General features: G+C 59.0%; 13 protein-coding genes. 9 read left to right on the plus strand and 4 right to left on the minus strand.

The window, feature by feature from the left end; all coding sequences use genetic code 11:
- Nucleotide 1 precedes the first annotated feature (1 nt).
- The 3 genes from B2J69_RS00955 to otnK form a co-directional block, all read right to left on the minus strand.
- The gene (locus B2J69_RS00955; protein WP_081134955.1) at nt 2-1,303 is read right to left on the minus strand and encodes an SLC13 family permease; all 1,302 of its coding nucleotides are present in this window, start codon (nt 1,301-1,303) and stop codon (nt 2-4) included.
- A gap of 74 nt (nt 1,304-1,377) precedes the next feature.
- Nucleotides 1,378-2,016 (minus strand): 3-oxo-tetronate 4-phosphate decarboxylase, encoded by a 639-nt coding sequence (otnC, locus tag B2J69_RS00960; protein ID WP_081134957.1) that lies wholly within the window; start codon nt 2,014-2,016, stop codon nt 1,378-1,380.
- Nucleotides 2,009-3,271, minus strand: a complete 1,263-nt coding sequence (otnK, locus tag B2J69_RS00965) for a 3-oxo-tetronate kinase (protein WP_081134960.1) — start codon at nt 3,269-3,271, stop codon at nt 2,009-2,011. The genes otnC and otnK overlap by 8 nt, the downstream gene beginning before the upstream one ends.
- A 323-nt stretch (nt 3,272-3,594) precedes the next feature.
- On the opposite strand from otnK, the gene B2J69_RS00970 reads away from it, so the two are divergent.
- From B2J69_RS00970 to B2J69_RS01000, 7 genes are all read left to right on the plus strand, one after another.
- A complete protein-coding gene (locus tag B2J69_RS00970; protein WP_081134962.1) occupies nt 3,595-4,665 on the plus strand; it encodes an isocitrate/isopropylmalate dehydrogenase family protein in 1,071 nt (356 codons plus the stop codon).
- 53 nt (nt 4,666-4,718) lie between these two features.
- Entirely contained in the window at nt 4,719-5,372 is a 654-nt protein-coding gene (locus B2J69_RS00975; RefSeq protein WP_081134964.1) for an arylsulfatase, read from the plus strand.
- A gap of 61 nt (nt 5,373-5,433) precedes the next feature.
- On the plus strand, nt 5,434-6,282 hold the full coding sequence (locus B2J69_RS00980) for an amidohydrolase family protein (RefSeq protein ID WP_236722671.1): 849 nt from the start codon (nt 5,434-5,436) through the stop codon (nt 6,280-6,282).
- A gap of 25 nt (nt 6,283-6,307) precedes the next feature.
- Nucleotides 6,308-7,693, plus strand: a complete 1,386-nt coding sequence (locus tag B2J69_RS00985) for an MFS transporter (protein ID WP_081134969.1) — start codon at nt 6,308-6,310, stop codon at nt 7,691-7,693.
- Nucleotides 7,677-8,360 carry a transporter substrate-binding domain-containing protein gene (locus B2J69_RS00990; protein ID WP_081134972.1) on the plus strand — a complete coding sequence of 228 codons (684 nt, stop codon included), beginning with the start codon at nt 7,677-7,679 and terminating at the stop codon, nt 8,358-8,360. The genes B2J69_RS00985 and B2J69_RS00990 overlap by 17 nt, the downstream gene beginning before the upstream one ends.
- 125 nt (nt 8,361-8,485) lie before the next feature.
- Nucleotides 8,486-11,134, plus strand: a complete 2,649-nt coding sequence (gene acnA / locus B2J69_RS00995; protein ID WP_081134974.1) for an aconitate hydratase — start codon at nt 8,486-8,488, stop codon at nt 11,132-11,134.
- A gap of 2 nt (nt 11,135-11,136) precedes the next feature.
- A complete protein-coding gene (locus B2J69_RS01000) occupies nt 11,137-12,072 on the plus strand; it encodes a LysR family transcriptional regulator (RefSeq protein WP_081134977.1) in 936 nt (311 codons plus the stop codon).
- Here B2J69_RS01000 and B2J69_RS01005 read toward each other — a convergent pair.
- Nucleotides 12,059-13,165, minus strand: coding sequence for a lactonase family protein (locus B2J69_RS01005; RefSeq protein WP_081134980.1), 1,107 nt, complete (start codon nt 13,163-13,165; stop codon nt 12,059-12,061). The two genes, B2J69_RS01000 and B2J69_RS01005, sit on opposite strands and share 14 nt — an antisense overlap.
- Before the next feature lie 312 nt (nt 13,166-13,477).
- Here B2J69_RS01005 and phbB point away from each other — a divergent pair, with 312 nt between their 5' ends.
- Nucleotides 13,478-14,221 carry an acetoacetyl-CoA reductase gene (gene phbB, locus B2J69_RS01010; RefSeq protein ID WP_081134983.1) on the plus strand — a complete coding sequence of 248 codons (744 nt, stop codon included), beginning with the start codon at nt 13,478-13,480 and terminating at the stop codon, nt 14,219-14,221.
- A 75-nt stretch (nt 14,222-14,296) separates the two neighbouring features.
- The gene (locus B2J69_RS01015) at nt 14,297-15,634 is read left to right on the plus strand and encodes a CitMHS family transporter (RefSeq protein ID WP_081134986.1); all 1,338 of its coding nucleotides are present in this window, start codon (nt 14,297-14,299) and stop codon (nt 15,632-15,634) included.

The raw sequence follows: 15,634 nt of genomic DNA on the forward strand, positions 1-15,634 counted from the left end.
GTTACACCGGTACGATGCCAAGCAGCATCGCCGCCAGCAGCGCGCTAACGCTCAGGATCCAGACCTTGATCACAGAGTGGCGAATATGCTCATCCACCCGTAAATTGAGCAGACTCAGGCCGAGATGGGTCGCCGGAATAACCGGGCTCAGCAGCAAACCAATCTGTTCAGTGATCAGCATGGCGATGGTGACGTGCAGCGGCGAGACGTTAAAACTCTGTCCCAGTCCTACTGCCAGCGGCAGCAGGGCGAAATAAAACGCGTCGGAACCGATTAAAATCACCACCGGCACGCTAAAGGCCGCCAGAATAAGATAGAGATACGGGCCGAGGCTGTCAGGAAATATCGCTGCCAGTTCACTAACCAGCACTTTGATAATGCCGGTATTCTGCAGTATGCCGACAAAGACACCGATGGTGAGAAAAATGACGATAACCGGAAATATGGTGATCGCGTACTCTTTGATTTTTTGCTGCGCTTTTTTTGCGTCGGGATAATTAATCATGACTGCCAGCGCAAAGGCGATCATAAACAGATAATTGCCTGCCACCCAGCCCGCCACCAGCGTCACGATGGTGGCGATGACCAGCGCAAAATTGAGTTTCAGCAGCCAGGGACGCGGATTCGCCTGCGGGTTGAGCATCTCCTGGCGCATTTGATAGAAGGCTTCAGGCGCCATGCCCGATCCCTTGCGGTTCTCAACGCGCGCCATCCAGGCACAGAGCAGGACGCCCAGCACAAACAGCATCCCTTGCAGCGGCAGCAGCTGATAGTAAACGGCAAGAATATCGAGATGAGTCACCGCGACGGCGCGATTAAGGGATCCGCCCCAGGGCGTGATGCCGGTGACGCCGACGCCCACCGTCACCAGCAGCAGCAGCGTTTTTCGGCTGATGTTCATCTTTTCGTAGATGGGCAGCAGCGCGGGCACGGTGACCAGCAGGGTGGCGTAGGCGTTGCCGTCAAGGCTACAGACGGAGGCGATAACCAGCGTCGCCAGCAGCACGGAAAAGGTCGATGGGGTAACGAAACGCAGGATAAACCGCACGATCACGTCAAATACGCCCGCCTCTTTCATCAGCGTAAAAAACATGGCGCTGAAGGCCACCAGCGTGGCGGTGCCGACCACTGACTTCAGCCCCAGCGCGACATAGTCGCCCAGCTCCCGGAAGCCGAATCCGCACACCAGCGCGGCGAGGGTAGGCAGGATAATAAACAGAATACCTGGCGGGAAACTATTTTTCAGTAAACACCAGGTCTGCACGATAAACATGACGATCCCGGTAATCAGCATCAATGACATGGTCGAATTAACTCTGTTTTTATTTTTTACAGGTACAGAAAGCCCGAGCGATAAATAACTCGGGCGCGTTAAGGTTATTTCATATTAAAAAGGGCGTCTAACTCGGCGACATTTTCCGGCGTCAGCGTATTCATGCCAAAAGGCTTAAGCATAAAATAGAGCCGGGCGGTCTCCTCTAACTCCTCGGCATTAAATACCGCTTCGCGAATATTTTTCCCGGAAATAATTGGGCCGTGATTCGCCAGCAGCATCGCATTGTGCTCAACGGCGAGTTTTTCGACTTCTTCGGCAATCACCGGCGATCCGGGACGAAGGTAACGCACCACCGGCAGTTTGCCGACGCGCATCACGTAGTAAGGCGTAATCGGCGGCAGCGCATTCTCATTATCCAGTCCAGGCAGGCAGGAGAGGGCGGTCAGCCACGGCGAATGAAGATGCACGATGCCGCCGCACTGTGGACGCTGACGGTAGATCGCCAGATGCATCAGGATCTCCTTCGACGCCTTCTCTCCCGCCAGTCGCTCGCCTGTCATGGTCACTTTGCTCAGCGTGTCGGGGTCCAGATCGCCGAAGCTGGAGTTGGTCGGCGTTGCCAGTACGGTGCCGTCAGGCAGCTTCAGGCTGATATTGCCAGCGCCGCCGCTGCTGTAGCCGCGTTGATACATTGAGCGGGCGTAGCGCACCAGATCCTGGCGCAGTTGAGATTCACTCATGGAAAGGCTCCTGTGCTTTCAGGAAGAAATCGCTGTTGCCAAAGTTGCCGGATTTGAGGATCACCCATTTCCGTTCATCGAGAACCTGCGTCCAGGGTACGCCTGGGGCGACGGCGTCGCCGATTACCATGCCGCGAATATGCAGTCCCTGCGTGACGGCACCGGAGGTTTCGCCGCCCGCGACGATAAATTTGTTAAAGCCCTGCTGGCTCAGCGTCTGCGCCAGCTCGGCGAAGAACCCTTCAATCTTTTCGCTCACCCGCGCGGCGCCGTACTTTTCCTGAATCAGAGCGATGATCTGCGGCGGCTGCGTGGCATAAACCAGCGGGGCGAGGGCGTCCTCAGCGTGCTGGCGCACCCACTCCGCCACAACGGGCAAATAGGCCGCATCGTGAAGGATTTTTTCGACGTCCAGCGCCAGCGAAGCGGCGCGCTGCTGATAGAAGTCGACCTGCTGACGCGTCATCGAAGAGCAGCTGCCCGACAGCACCACGCTGTAGCCCGCCGCCTCAATCGTCATGCCGCTGCCCGCGCCGCGCTGCTGCTGCTGCGTCTCGACCGCTGCGATGGCGTAGCCTAGTCCGGCGGCGCCCGTCACCAGCGGAAACGCGGCGGTGGCGCGCGCCACGGTCAGCAGATCGGCGTTATCGAGCACGTCGAAAATCACATAGCGAGCCTGGCTCTTCTGCAGCGCTGCCAGCTGAGCCTGAATCTGATCCGGATGATTTTTTACCGTATCAAGGGTGATATTGCCGCACAGGCCGGTTGACTGCGCCTCCATCAGCTTTTTCAGCGACGACGCTTTCATCGGCGTTACCGGATGGTGCTGCATGCCGCTTTCGTTAAGCAGCTCGCCTTTAACGAACAAATGGCCGTGCACGATGGTGCGGCCGTTATCCGGCACCGCCGGGCACACCAGCGTCATTTCAGCGTGAAGATTTTTCATCAGCGCGTCGGTAACGGGCCCAATATTGCCCTGCGCGGTGGAGTCAAATGTCGAACAGTATTTAAACAGCTGACGCTGGCAGCCCTGCGCCTTAAGCCAGTCGGATGCGGCCAGCGACTGGCTCACCGCATCCTCTACCGCAATCGAGCGGCTCTTGAGCGCGATGACGATCGCGTCCACACCTTCAGAGGCGAATGCCTGCTCGGGCACGCCGTTAAACATCACCACTTTCCAGCCGGCGTTCACCATAAAGCTGGCGATATCCGTGGCGCCGGTAAAGTCATCGGCGATAACGCCTAACCTGATCATACTTTTTCCCTTCGTGCGCAATGAATGGGCACATACTGCTTTTATGTATTTATAAATGCAAAGTACATCCATGTTAATTTGTGGTTAAGATCACAAATTTAATCCTGAGCGCGGGTGATTACTGATTGCGGTAAGCGGGGTAATGAACAGAGATAAAAAGAGGCAGGCCGCCTGGCAATTCTCGTGCCGCTAACTGACTGAAATTTAACAGCCTTGCACAAATGTGATTTTTTTGTGTGATAAATGTGATCTCCATCACCTTGCTTCCAGTGCATTTATTGGTATAAAAATGCAATCGAAACTGACCCACTATTGGAGTGTATATGCGTATTCTGGTTCTGCCTTGTGACGGCATCGGTCCTGAAATCACCTCAGCTGCGGTAACCGTGCTGAACTCACTGGACAAAGCCTATGGCCTGGGTTTTGAGTTCGACTATGAAGATGTCGGCTTTAAAAGTCTGGAGCTGCACGGCACCACGCTGCGTCAGGAGTCGCTGGAAAAAGCGAAAACCTACGACGGCATTATTCTCGGCACCCAGTCGCACGCCGACTATCCGGCGCCGGAAAAGGGCGGACGCAACGTCTCCGCCGGTTTCCGCATCGGCCTTGACCTCTACGCCAACGTGCGCCCGGCGCGTACCCGCCCGTTCCTGACCTCGAATATGAAAGAGGGCAAGACCATGGATCTGGTGATCATGCGTGAGGCGACCGAAGGCTTCTATCCCGATCGCAACATGACGCGCGGCTGGGGCGAAGTGATGCCGAGCCCGGACATGGCGCTTTCAACGCGTAAAATTACCCGCCACTGCTCTGAGCGCATCGCGCGCAAAGCGTTTGAACTGGCGATGCAGCGCCGTAAAAAAGTCACCGCGATCCATAAAGCCAACAGCTTCCATATGACCGACGGCCTCTTCCTGGAAGCGGTGCGCGACGTCGCCAAAGCGTTCCCGGAAGTGGAGCTGGACGATCTGCTGGTCGACGCTTCAACCGCGCATCTGGTGCGTAACCCTGAGCGTTTCGACGTGCTGGTCGCCACCAACTTCTACGGCGACATTATCAGCGACCTGGCGAGCGAGCTGTCAGGTAGCCTGGGTCTGGCAGGCTCTATCATGGCCAGCGACACCCACTGCTGTGCGCAGGCGCAGCACGGTTCCGCCCCGGATATCCAGAATCAGGACAAGGCCAACCCGGTGTCGATGATCCTGTCGGCGGCAATGATGCTGGCGTGGTATGCGGAAAAGCATAACCAGCCGACCTTCCTGAAAGCGGCGCAGGAGATTAACCGCGCCATCGACGAAGTGCTGGAAAATCCCGAAACGCGCACGCCGGATCTGGGCGGCAGCTGCGGCACCAAAGCGTTCGCGGAGCGTGTGGCTGCGGCTATTCGCGCGTAACGGCTGACGTCAGGCTGCTGCACGGGCGGCAGCCTGTTTTCATGGAGAACATCATGAGCCAACGCATTGTGTTGATCCACGCGACGCCGCTGGCGGTGGCGCCGGTCAACGATACCTTCGCGCGGCAGTGGCCTGAGGCAGAGATTGCCAACCTGCTGGATGACGCGCTGAGCGGCGATCGCGGCAAGGTAGCGGCGCTGACGCCTGAATTTTACCGGCGTATTGACGCACTGGTGGAATATGCGCTGTCGATGCGCGCCGCCGCGATCCTCTTTACCTGCTCGGCGCTGGGCGAGGCGATCGACGCCAGCGCGCAGCGACACGCGCTGCCGGTGCTGAAGCCCAACGAAGCGATGTTTGAAGCGGCGCTGGCGCAGGGCAACGATATTCTGATGCTGGCAACGTTCGCGCCTGCCGTGCCGAGCATGGAGGCGGAATTTCACCAGCTTGCCGCCGCGCAGGGCTCGACGGCGACGCTGAGAACGCAGGTGGTGGCTGGCGCGCGCGACGCGCTAAGCGCGGGCAACGTTGAGCTTCATAACCGGCTGGTGGTCGAAGCCGCGCGCCAGAACCCGCACGTCGACGCCATCGTTTTGGCCCATTTTTCGATGGAAGTCGCCTTCGAGGAGATAAAAGCGGCCGCCGCCTGTCCAGTATTAAGCAGCGCGCAATCCGCCGTCGCGAAATTAAAACGCCTGATGGCGTAATCTCTTTTCTAACCGTCAATAATAAAGGCCAGCCGTGAACAGCCACTCTATTAAGGAGGAGGTGAAATATAGCGATATTTCATCTTCGCCGGACAGCCTGTTGCCGGAAAACAGCTGCGACTGTCATCACCATATTTATGATCATCGGTTTCCCTGCGCACCGGACGATACGCGCAATTTACCGGACGCGACGCTTGACGACTATTCGCACCTGAAAAGGCGGCTGGGTTTTCAGCGGCATGTTCTGGTGCAGCCCTCATCCTACGGCACCGATAACCGCTGTCTGCTGGCGGCGCTGGCGCAGGCGGGCGACTGCGCACGCGGCGAAGCGGTGGTGACGGATCGGGTCAGTGATAGCGAACTGGACGCGCTCGGGCAGGCGGGCGTCACCGGCGTGCGTTTCAACTTCGGCGCAGGCAGCGCCACCACGCCGGAGATGATGCTGCCGCTGGCGCATCGGCTGGCGGCGCGCGGCTGGCATTTGCAGATCCACGCCTCCGCCGACCAGCTCTGGTCGCTGCGTGAACGTCTGCTGCAGCTGCCAGGCAATCTGGTGATCGACCATGTTTTCCGTCTGCCGCAGCCCGAGCCGATGGCGCATCCGGCCTGGCGGCTGGCGTGGGAATTGATTAACCAGGGTCGCTGCTGGGTCAAGCTCTCTGGCCTTTACCACCAGTCGCGACGCGACGACGTCTCAGATATGTCCGCCTTAGTAAAAAGCTTTTTACATGAAGCGACAGAACGCGTGTTGTGGGGCAGCGACTGGCCGCACCCCAGCCTGATAAGCGCGAATAAAAAAATGCCAGACGATGCGTTAATTCTTTCGAAAATCTTTCACTGGGCAAGTAATGAACAGGTTCGGCACAAGTTATTTGTGGCAAATCCGGCTGAACTTTACCGATTTAATTAATCGAATGGCAAAAAAGGCCGAAATAATGGATACCTTACACTCCGCACCACGAAAAAATAAGCCGACGCACTATCGTTATATGATTTTGCTGATGGTATTCCTCAGTATTGCGCTGAATCACGGCGATCGCGCCACTTTCTCTATTGCCGGAACGGATATGGTGAAAGCCGCCGGCCTGGATATTGTTGCGCTGGGCTATCTTATCTCTACCTTTACCTGGGCTTACGTGCTGGGGCAATATCCCGGCGGCTGGCTGCTGGATCGCTTTGGCTCGAAAAAAGTGCTGGTCACCGGCGTCTTCGCCTGGTCGTTTTTTGTTTTCCTGGTGGGGTTCAGCACCGCGTTTGACAGCGTCTGGGTGACGCGCGTCATGATGTTCGGCTTTATCTTTATGATGGGGCTGATCGAGGCGCCAACGCTGCCGGCCAACTCGCGCTTTCTTGCCGCCTGGTTCCCGGCGCGCGAACGCGGCAAGGCCTCTGGCTTTACCACCGCCGCGCAATATTTCGCGCTGGTGGTCTTCCTGCCGCTGATGGGCTGGTTTTCTTACACCTTCGGCTGGGAATCGGTGTTCTGGTTTATGGGCGGCATTGGCATCCTGATATCGCTGCTGATGAGCCGCGTGCTGGCGGACACACCAAAAGTCCATCCGCTGGTTAACCACGCCGAGCTGGAATATATTCAGTCCGGCGGCGGGCTGACCAACCTCAAAGCGACAAAAAAAGGGGACACCCGCAGCAAAGGCTACACCAGAAAGCTGTTAACCAGCCGCCTGGCGCTGGGCGTCTATATGGGGCAGTTCTTTTTTACCGTGCTCTCCTATTTCTTCCTGACCTGGTTCCCGGTCTACCTGGTGCACGATCGCGGCATGACCATTCTGAAAGCAGGCTTTGTCGCCTCGCTTCCGGCGCTGTGCGGCTGTGCGGGCGCGCTGCTGGGCGGCGTACTCTCCGACTTTATGCTGCAGCGCGGCTTTAGCCTGTCGGCGGCGCGCAAAACGCCGATTGTCATCGGCATGCTGCTGGCCGTCAGCATGGTGATCTGCAACTACGTCGACTCCGCCTGGATTGTGGTGGCGATCATGTCGCTCGCCTTCTTCGGCAAGGGATTCGGCGCAATGGGCTGGTGCGTGGTCTCTGACTTTTCGCCAAAAGAGGCGGTGGGGCTGAGCGGCGGCCTGTTCAATATGATTGGCAATATCTCCGGGATCTTCACGCCGATTATCATCGCCTACATTATTAAGGACACCGGCTCCTTTAATGGCGCATTGATTTTCGTCGGCGTCTGCGCCTTCCTGAACCTCTGCTGCTATCTCTTCGTCGCCGGTAAAATCCAGCGGTTGAACTTTGAGACCAGCCAGCAGGATCCAAACGACCGCTTCCCGGAGGAACCGCATGTCAGTCATCGCTGATTCAGAAATCCGTTTCGCCATTAATCTTGGCAACGCCGTGCTGGCCACCACCCTGCCAGACGGCGCACCAGGCGGCATTACCGTCGAGATCGCCCGTAAAATAGCGGCCGCGCTCGACACGCCGCCGCGGTTCGTCACTTACCCCACCGCGGGAAAAGTGGTGGACGATGCGCAAAATGGCCGCTGGGATATCGCGTTTCTTGCCGTCGATCCCAAACGTGAAGAGGTGCTGCGCTTTACGCAGCCCTACATTCAAATTCAGGGCACGGTGCTGGTGAGAGCGGAGAGCAGCTGGCAGAGCGTTGACCAGATGGATCGGCCGGGCGTGGTCATCAACGTCGGCAAAGGCGCCGCCTACGATCTGCATCTGACGCGCCAGCTGCAGCACGCGACGCTGAACCGACTCGACTCTTCCCAGGCGGCAATCGATGCGTTTCTGAGAGGAGAAGGGGATATGGCGGCCGGCATTCGCCAGCCGCTGACCCGCGCCGCCCGCGAACAGGCGGGCTATCGCGTCTTGCCGGACAACTTTGGCGCCATCAATCAGGCGATTTGCGTGCCGCGCCAGCAGCCGGCGCGCTATGAACAGATCGTTGAACTGCTGACCCAGTGGCAGCAGGACGGCAGCCTGCAGTCGATCATTGACAGCTACCTGGCTGACGCCTGAGCCCCTCGCAGAGCGTTCTCATTATGAGAACGCTCTCTTATTCAAGGTTCAATTTTCAACGCCCTTCTGGCGTGGCACGTTATCCATCTGAGAACATAACAATGCTGTGATAGCGGAAGGTTTGTATGACATCGCCCTTATCTCTGGAACGCTCAACGCTGGTCATTGATGGCCACCTTTTTCAGTTTCTCGATCTGACCCAACTGCTGCCGCTCGATCGGCTACAGCGCCTGCCGTTCAGCCTGCGCATTCTGCTGGAGAATGTCGCGCTGCGCTCGCCGCAGGCGCTGCCCCATTTTCTGCGTATGCTACAGGGCGAAGAGGCGGCTGGAGAGGTCGCCTTTTATCCCGACCGCCTGATGTTTCACGACACCACCTGCCTGCCTGCGCTGGCGGACTTTGCGGCGATGCGCGATCTCACCGCCGAACTCGGCGGCGATCCGCAGCGCATCAATCCGCATATTCCGGCGGTGCTGACCATCGATCACTCGGTGATCGTCGAAAGCTACGCCTCCGCCGACGCGCTGGAGCAGAATCTGCAGTTTGACTTTCGTCGCAACGCCGAGCGCTATCGCTTTATTCGCTGGGCCGAGCAGAGTCTTGATAACTTCCGCGTGATCCCGCCAGGCACCGGCATTATTCATCTGATGAACCTGGAGGCGATTGCGGAGATCGTCACGGTGGACGCGCGGGAAGAGGTGCCGCTGCTGCACGCCGACTGCATGGTGGCGACGGACAGCCATACGCCGATGATTAACGCGCTGGGCATTCTGGGCTGGGGCGTAGGCGGACTGGAGGGTCAGGCGACGCTGGTCGGCGAACCGGTTACGCTGCGCTTTCCGGAGGTTATCGGCATTTCGCTGTCGGGTGCGCTGGCCGCTGACGTCAGCGACAGCGATCTGGCGCTGCATATCACCCGCCTGTTGCGCGAAAAAGGTGTGGTCGGCAAGTTTGTCGAATTTACCGGCCCGTCGCTGCATCTGCTGCCGCTGGAGTCGCGCGCCACCATCGCCAATATGGCGCCGGAATATGGCGCCACGGTGGTGTTTTTCCCGTGGGACGATCGCAGCGCCGACTATGTGCAGATGACCGGACGCAGTGAAGAGAAGCAGGCCATCGTTCACGCCTATATGCAGCGGCAGCACCTGTGGCGCTCGCCGGAGACCCCAACGCCTGAATTTACCCAGCTGATCGCGCTGGATCTCGGCAGCATCGAACCCTGCATGGCGGGGCCGGTGAACCCGCATCAGCAAATCCCGCTGAGCCGCGCCGCCGAAAGCTTTCGCGACAGCCTGCCGGCTGAAGCGCGTAACCGGCGCTGGCAGCAAGCCGCCTATCCGCAGGAAATTGAGCAGGGCGCCATCGCCATCGCCGCCATTACCAGCTGCACCACCACCGCCAATCCGTGGCTGGTGATGCAGGCGGCGCTGTTCGCGCGCAACGCCGCGCGGCACGGTTTGAAACCCAAACCCTGGGTGAAAACCTCGTTCTCGCCGGGCTCGCGCGCCGTGACCGACTATCTCAGCGCCTGCGGTCTGCTGAGCGAACTGGAGAAGATCGGCTTCGACGTGACCGGCTACGGCTGCATGACCTGCATCGGCAGCTCCGGCGCGCTGCAGCCTGCGATGGAGACGCTGGTGAACGAGGGTCTGCAGGCGGTCTGCGTGCTGTCGGGCAACCGTAACTTTCCCCGTCGTGTCAATCCCAGCCTCGGGCACGGCTACCTCACCTCGCCGGCGCTGGTGATCGCCTGGGCGCTGGCAGGCCATATTTCCCATGATATGATCCACGACGCGCTGGGCTACGACGCGCAGCAGCAGCCGATCCGCATGCGGGATTTAATGCCGACGCGCGAAGAGGTGGAAGAGTGGGTCGAGCGCGCCATGAAGCGGGAATTTTACGTTAAACGCCGCGAGATTATCTGGCAGGGCACACCGCACTGGCAGCAGATCGCCGCGCCGGGCAGCATGCACTATCCGTGGGAAGCGAGCTCGACCTATCTGCGTCGTCCCGGTTATTTGCAGCGTCTGCCGCGCGATCCCTCTGCGCCGCTGTCGCTGCGCGACGCGCGCCCCTTTTTGTGGTTTGGCGACGACGTGACCACCGACCATATCTCGCCCGCTGGCGCGATTCCGCCCACCAGCCTGGCGGGAAAATGGCTGCTGGAACACCATGAGGATCCGCAGGATCTCAACCTCTACTCGACGCGACGCAGTAATCATGAGGTGATGGTGCGCGGCGCCTTCACCAACAAGGCGCTGGCAAACCGGCTGCTGCCGCCGGAGAAACGCGGCGGCGGCGGTTTCGCATGGGATGCCGACCATCAGCAGATCCTGCCCGCCTATGAAGCGGCGCAGAGCTGGCTGGCGCGCGGCGTGCCGCTGGTGGTGTTCGCCGGCGAACGCTACGGCGCCGGCTCCAGCCGCGACTGGGCGGCGAAAGCCCAGGCGTTGATGGGCGTTAAGGCGGTAGTGGCGGAGAGTTTTGAGCGCATCCATCGTACCAATCTGATTGGCATGGGGATCCTGCCGCTGCACTTCTGCGCGGGCGAGGCGGCGCGTTTGCCGGAAATGGACGGCAGCGAAACGCTGGATTTCGCCGGGCTGGACCGCTTACAACCCGGTACAACGCCGTTACAGCTGCGCATCAGTCGAAATAGCAGGCTGCTCGGCGAGTTTGCGCTGACGGCGGTGATCGACTCGCAGCAGGAGCTTGGCTATCTGCTGCACGGCGGCATCTTGCCCTTTGTTATTCAGCAAACCCTGAAAGGCTGACTATGCGTTACGATCTGGTCTCGTTATCTCTCTTTGTCGCCGTGGCGGAAACGCAAAACCTGACCCACGCCGCGCGGCGCAAGCATACTGCGGTCTCGGCGGTGAGCAAGCGCATCGCCGAACTGGAGCAGCAGGTAGGCACGCAGCTAATGCTGCGCCTGCCGCGCGGCATCGAGCTGACGCCAGCAGGCCATTCGCTGCTCTATCACGCGCGTCAGATATTCCGCAATCTGGAGCAGATGGAAGAGGAGCTGAACGATTACGCCGCAGGGATCCGCGGCCATATCCACATCTTCACGATCTCCGCGGCGCTGATGCACTGTCTGCCGCGCGCCATCAGCCAGTTTCTGACGCACTATCCGCAAACCGATATCGATATTGAAGAGCAGACCGGCGTCGGCGTAGTGCAGGGGCTGCTGGAGGGCAACGCCGATGTCGGTATTTTCTCCAGCTGGACGCCCGCGTCCGGCATCGACGTCTGGCCGTGGCAGCAGGATCAGCTCTCCGTACTGGTGTGGCACGGCCATGCGCTGGCGGCGCGCGCTTCGCTGCAGCTGGCCGATCTGCTTGATGAGAAGATTGTCGGGCCGCACCGCGACAGCGCCGTCAGCCATATTCTGGAACGCGAGGCGCGCAGGCTGGGCAGAACGCTGAGCATCGGGCTGCGCGTCAGCAGCTTTGTCTCGATGGCGGAGCTGGTCAGCCAGCAGCTTGGCATCGCCATCCTGCCGGTGAATGAGATTGCGCCCGCCTCGCTGCACCGCGGCGTGCGGGCGATTCCGCTGGCGGAGCCCTGGGCGAAGCGGGAGCTGCTGGTGGGCGTCAAGGCGCATGCGCTGGCGTCGCCCTCGGTAAAAACCCTGATTGAAAGCCTGACCGCCGCCAACAGACGCGGTCAGGAGGAGGAGGGGTCAGGCAGCGTGGTTACGCTGCGCTAGCGAAACAGAGACAGGTTGGGCTGGCCGTGACGATCGTCTGGCCACGCCTGCGCAGCAGGCCGGTTTGCGCATCGACGTCAAACACCTCAATGGTATCGGACTCCTCATTGGCGCTAAAGAAGCGGCGTCCGTCGGGGGAGAGCGCGGTAAAGCGGGGCGTTTTGCCGCCGCACGCCACCCAGTCAATCACGCTGAGCGTGCCCGTCTGCGCATCCACCGCAAACACGCCGATGCTGTCATGACCGCGATTCGCCGCGTAGACAAAACGGCCGCCAGGATGTACCTCAATCTCGCTGGCGTCGCTGCGTGCCGCATAGCCCTCCGGCAGCGCGCTCAGCGTCTGTTTTAGCCTCAGCGCGCCGCGCTGGGCATCCACCTCCAGTACCGTCAGCGTGCTGCTCAGTTCGCTCAGGCCGTACAGCCATTTTCCGCTGGGATGAAAGTCGACGTGCCGCGGCCAGCTGCCGGGCGCGAGCCTGATTTCATCCAGCAGACGCGCTTCATTTTTATGCCAGCGATAGAGCCGGATCATATCGATGCCGTTGCCGGCCGCGCGTCCCTGTATCGGCACGGCGAACAGATCGCTGTTGGGCGCAAAGACAATCTCATGGGGTCGAGAGAAACTTTCCGGCGCCTCGTGCGCGGCGGGATAGCCGGGAATGCGCGCCAGCGAGTGGGGCGGCTGCAACCCATGTTGATCAATGGCGAGCGCCGCAATATTGCCCGCTTCATGGTTGGCGATCAGCAGATGCTGTCCATCAGGCGTCAACGCCGCGCCAACCGGGTTATTGCGCCGCTGCGGATCGAGATCGGGGTGTGAATGACGCGGACCGGTGGTCTGTTGCATCAGCAGGCTCAACAGGCCGCTCTCGGGATTGCGCTGCCAGACCGCAACAACATCACCGTCGCCGTGCAGTGCGTAAAGACGCTGGCGAAGCGGATCCAGCGTCAGCCATGACGGGTTCTCCTGTACCGACTCGACGCGCTGAATAAGCCGCCACTCGCCATCTGGCAGCACCTGATAGACCTCGATTCCTTTTCCACGCGCGCCGCGCCAGGCGGACGTTCGACAACCCACATAGGCAAATGTCATGCAACCCCCCCGAATTAATGCATTTATGTTAATACAAGTGCATTAATCATCCTGTGACGAGCCTCACAGCAGCCTGTAAATTTAGTAAAAAAACCGGAAAAGACTGGCTTTCAGCGCTGATAAACGTGCCCAGCTTCTCAAAGCACTTTTGAGTGCCAGATTGCATTATTGCATTTACATATCTTTAAAAGCATAAATTAGCCGATCCTGTTCACATTTTCGACGCGGGCAGATTGCAGAAAAAGCGGGTACACCGCTTACTGTTAATGCGAAGTGAACGAATGTTAAAAAAATGCATCTGGGAGTAAGGGTATGACCCAACGTATCGCGTATGTCACCTCTGGAATGGGCAGTCTCGGCACGGCAATCTGCCGTCGGCTGGCTAAAGATGGATTCAAAGTCATTGCCGGCTGTGGCCCCAATTCAAAAAGAAAACAGACCTGGCTGGATGATAATAAAAAGCTGGGCTTCGATTTTATCGCCTCTGAAGGCAATGTGGCCGACTGGGACTCTACCGTTAAGGCCTTTGACAAGATCCGACAGGAGATCGGTGAAGTCGATGTGCTGATCAATAATGCCGGCACCGCGCGAAACGCCTTATTTCGCGATATGCAGCCGCAGGAGTGGCAGGCGGTGATCGATACCAATATGAATTCACTGTTTAACGTCACGCGTCAGGTGATCGACGGCATGATGTCGCGCGGCTGGGGTCGCATTATCAATATCTCCTCGCTTAACGCGCAAATTGGCACCGTCGGGCAGGTGAACTACTCCACGGCGAAATATGCGGTGCGCGGCTTTACCCGCGCGCTGGCGCGCGAAGTCTCCGCGCGCGGCGTCACCGTCAATACCGTGTCGCCGGGCTATCTCGCCACCAGCAAGCTGAAAACCGTCACCCCGGTGCAGGTGATCGATAAAATCGTGCAGGAGATCCCGGTGCGTCGCCTGGGATCGCCGTCGGAAATCGCCTCAATCTGCGCCTGGCTCGCCTCCGATGAATCGGGCTACGCCACCGGCGCGAATTTCTCCGTCAACGGCGGTATGCATATGAGTTAATTTTCCCGCGCTGTAAAAAATATAACGACGACAACTTTACTCGCGCCTTTATTTATAAGGGCGCCGGAGGCTCTTATGCTCTCTTTGCTGGGTTACGGCATGATCGTGGTCTTTATGATCCTGATTATGACTAAAAAGCTTTCTGCTCTGGTCGCACTGACAATTATTCCTATTATCTTTGCGTTAATTGCCGGTTTTGGCGGCGAGATGGGCGAGATGATGATTGAAGGATTAAAGAAAGTCGCGCCGACCGCCATTATGGTGATCTTCGCCATTCTTTATTTCAGCACCATGTTCGATACCGGTTTATTTGATCCCATTATTCGCTTCTTCCTGCGAATTATTAATGGCGATCCGGTGAAAGCGGTAATGTGCAGCGCGGTGCTGGCGGCGATGGTATCGCTGGATGGCGACGGCTCCACCACCTATATGATTTGCGTTACCGCGATGCTGCCGCTGTTCAAACGCATCCGCCTCGATCCGCTCTCATTAACCTGCGTGGTGTTCCTCGCCGGCAGCATTACCAATCTGCTGCCGTGGGGCGGGCCGCTGGCGCGCGTGGCGGCCTCGCTGAAGGTGGAGTCGAGCGATCTGTTTATACCGCTTATCCCGTCGATGGTGTGCGGCTTTGTCGGCGTGCTGGTGCTGGCGTGGTATATCGGCATTCGCGAACGACGTCGCCTGGGCAAACTGAGCATTCAGACCCGCGCCGACGGTTCGGTGGTGGAAGAGGACGCGGAGAGCTATCTGCCCGCCATTAATGAGGTGAACGAAGAGTTGCGTCGGCCGAAACTCTTCTGGCTGAACGCCGCTCTGACGCTGCTGTTGATGGCGTCGCTGGTGATGGAGCTGCTGCCGCTGTCGGTGCTGTTTATGGTGGCCTTCGCGCTGGCGCTGCTGATCAACTATCCCCATCTGGATGCGCAGCGTCAGCGTATCGCCGCCCATGCGCCGGCGGCGCTTAATCAGACCTCGATCTTTCTTGCTGCGGGCATCTTCGCCGGGATCCTGTCCGGCACCGGCATGGTGACGGCGATGTCCGGCTCGCTGCTGGCTATTCTGCCGCAGTCGTGGGGACCCTATCTGGCGCCGATCACCGCGCTGATCAGCCTGCCGGGCACCTTTTTCATGTCGAACGACGCCTTTTACTATGGCGTGCTGCCGGTGCTGGCGGAAGCGGCGAAAGCGTATGGCATCGAACCGATTGAAATCGGCCGCGCCTCGCTGGTGGGACAGCCGGTGCACCTGCTCAGTCCGCTGGTGGCCTCAACCTATCTGCTGGTGGGGCTGGCAGGCGTCGAATTTAGCGACCATCAGAAATACACCTTTAAGTGGGCATTTCTGCTCTGCATGATCTTTCTGGCTTCGGGCCTGCTGCTGGGGCTTTATCCCATCTACTCTACCGCGGCATAA

The organism is Pantoea latae (assembly GCF_002077695.1).
GTDB classification, from domain to species: Bacteria; Pseudomonadota; Gammaproteobacteria; order Enterobacterales; family Enterobacteriaceae; genus Pantoea; species Pantoea latae.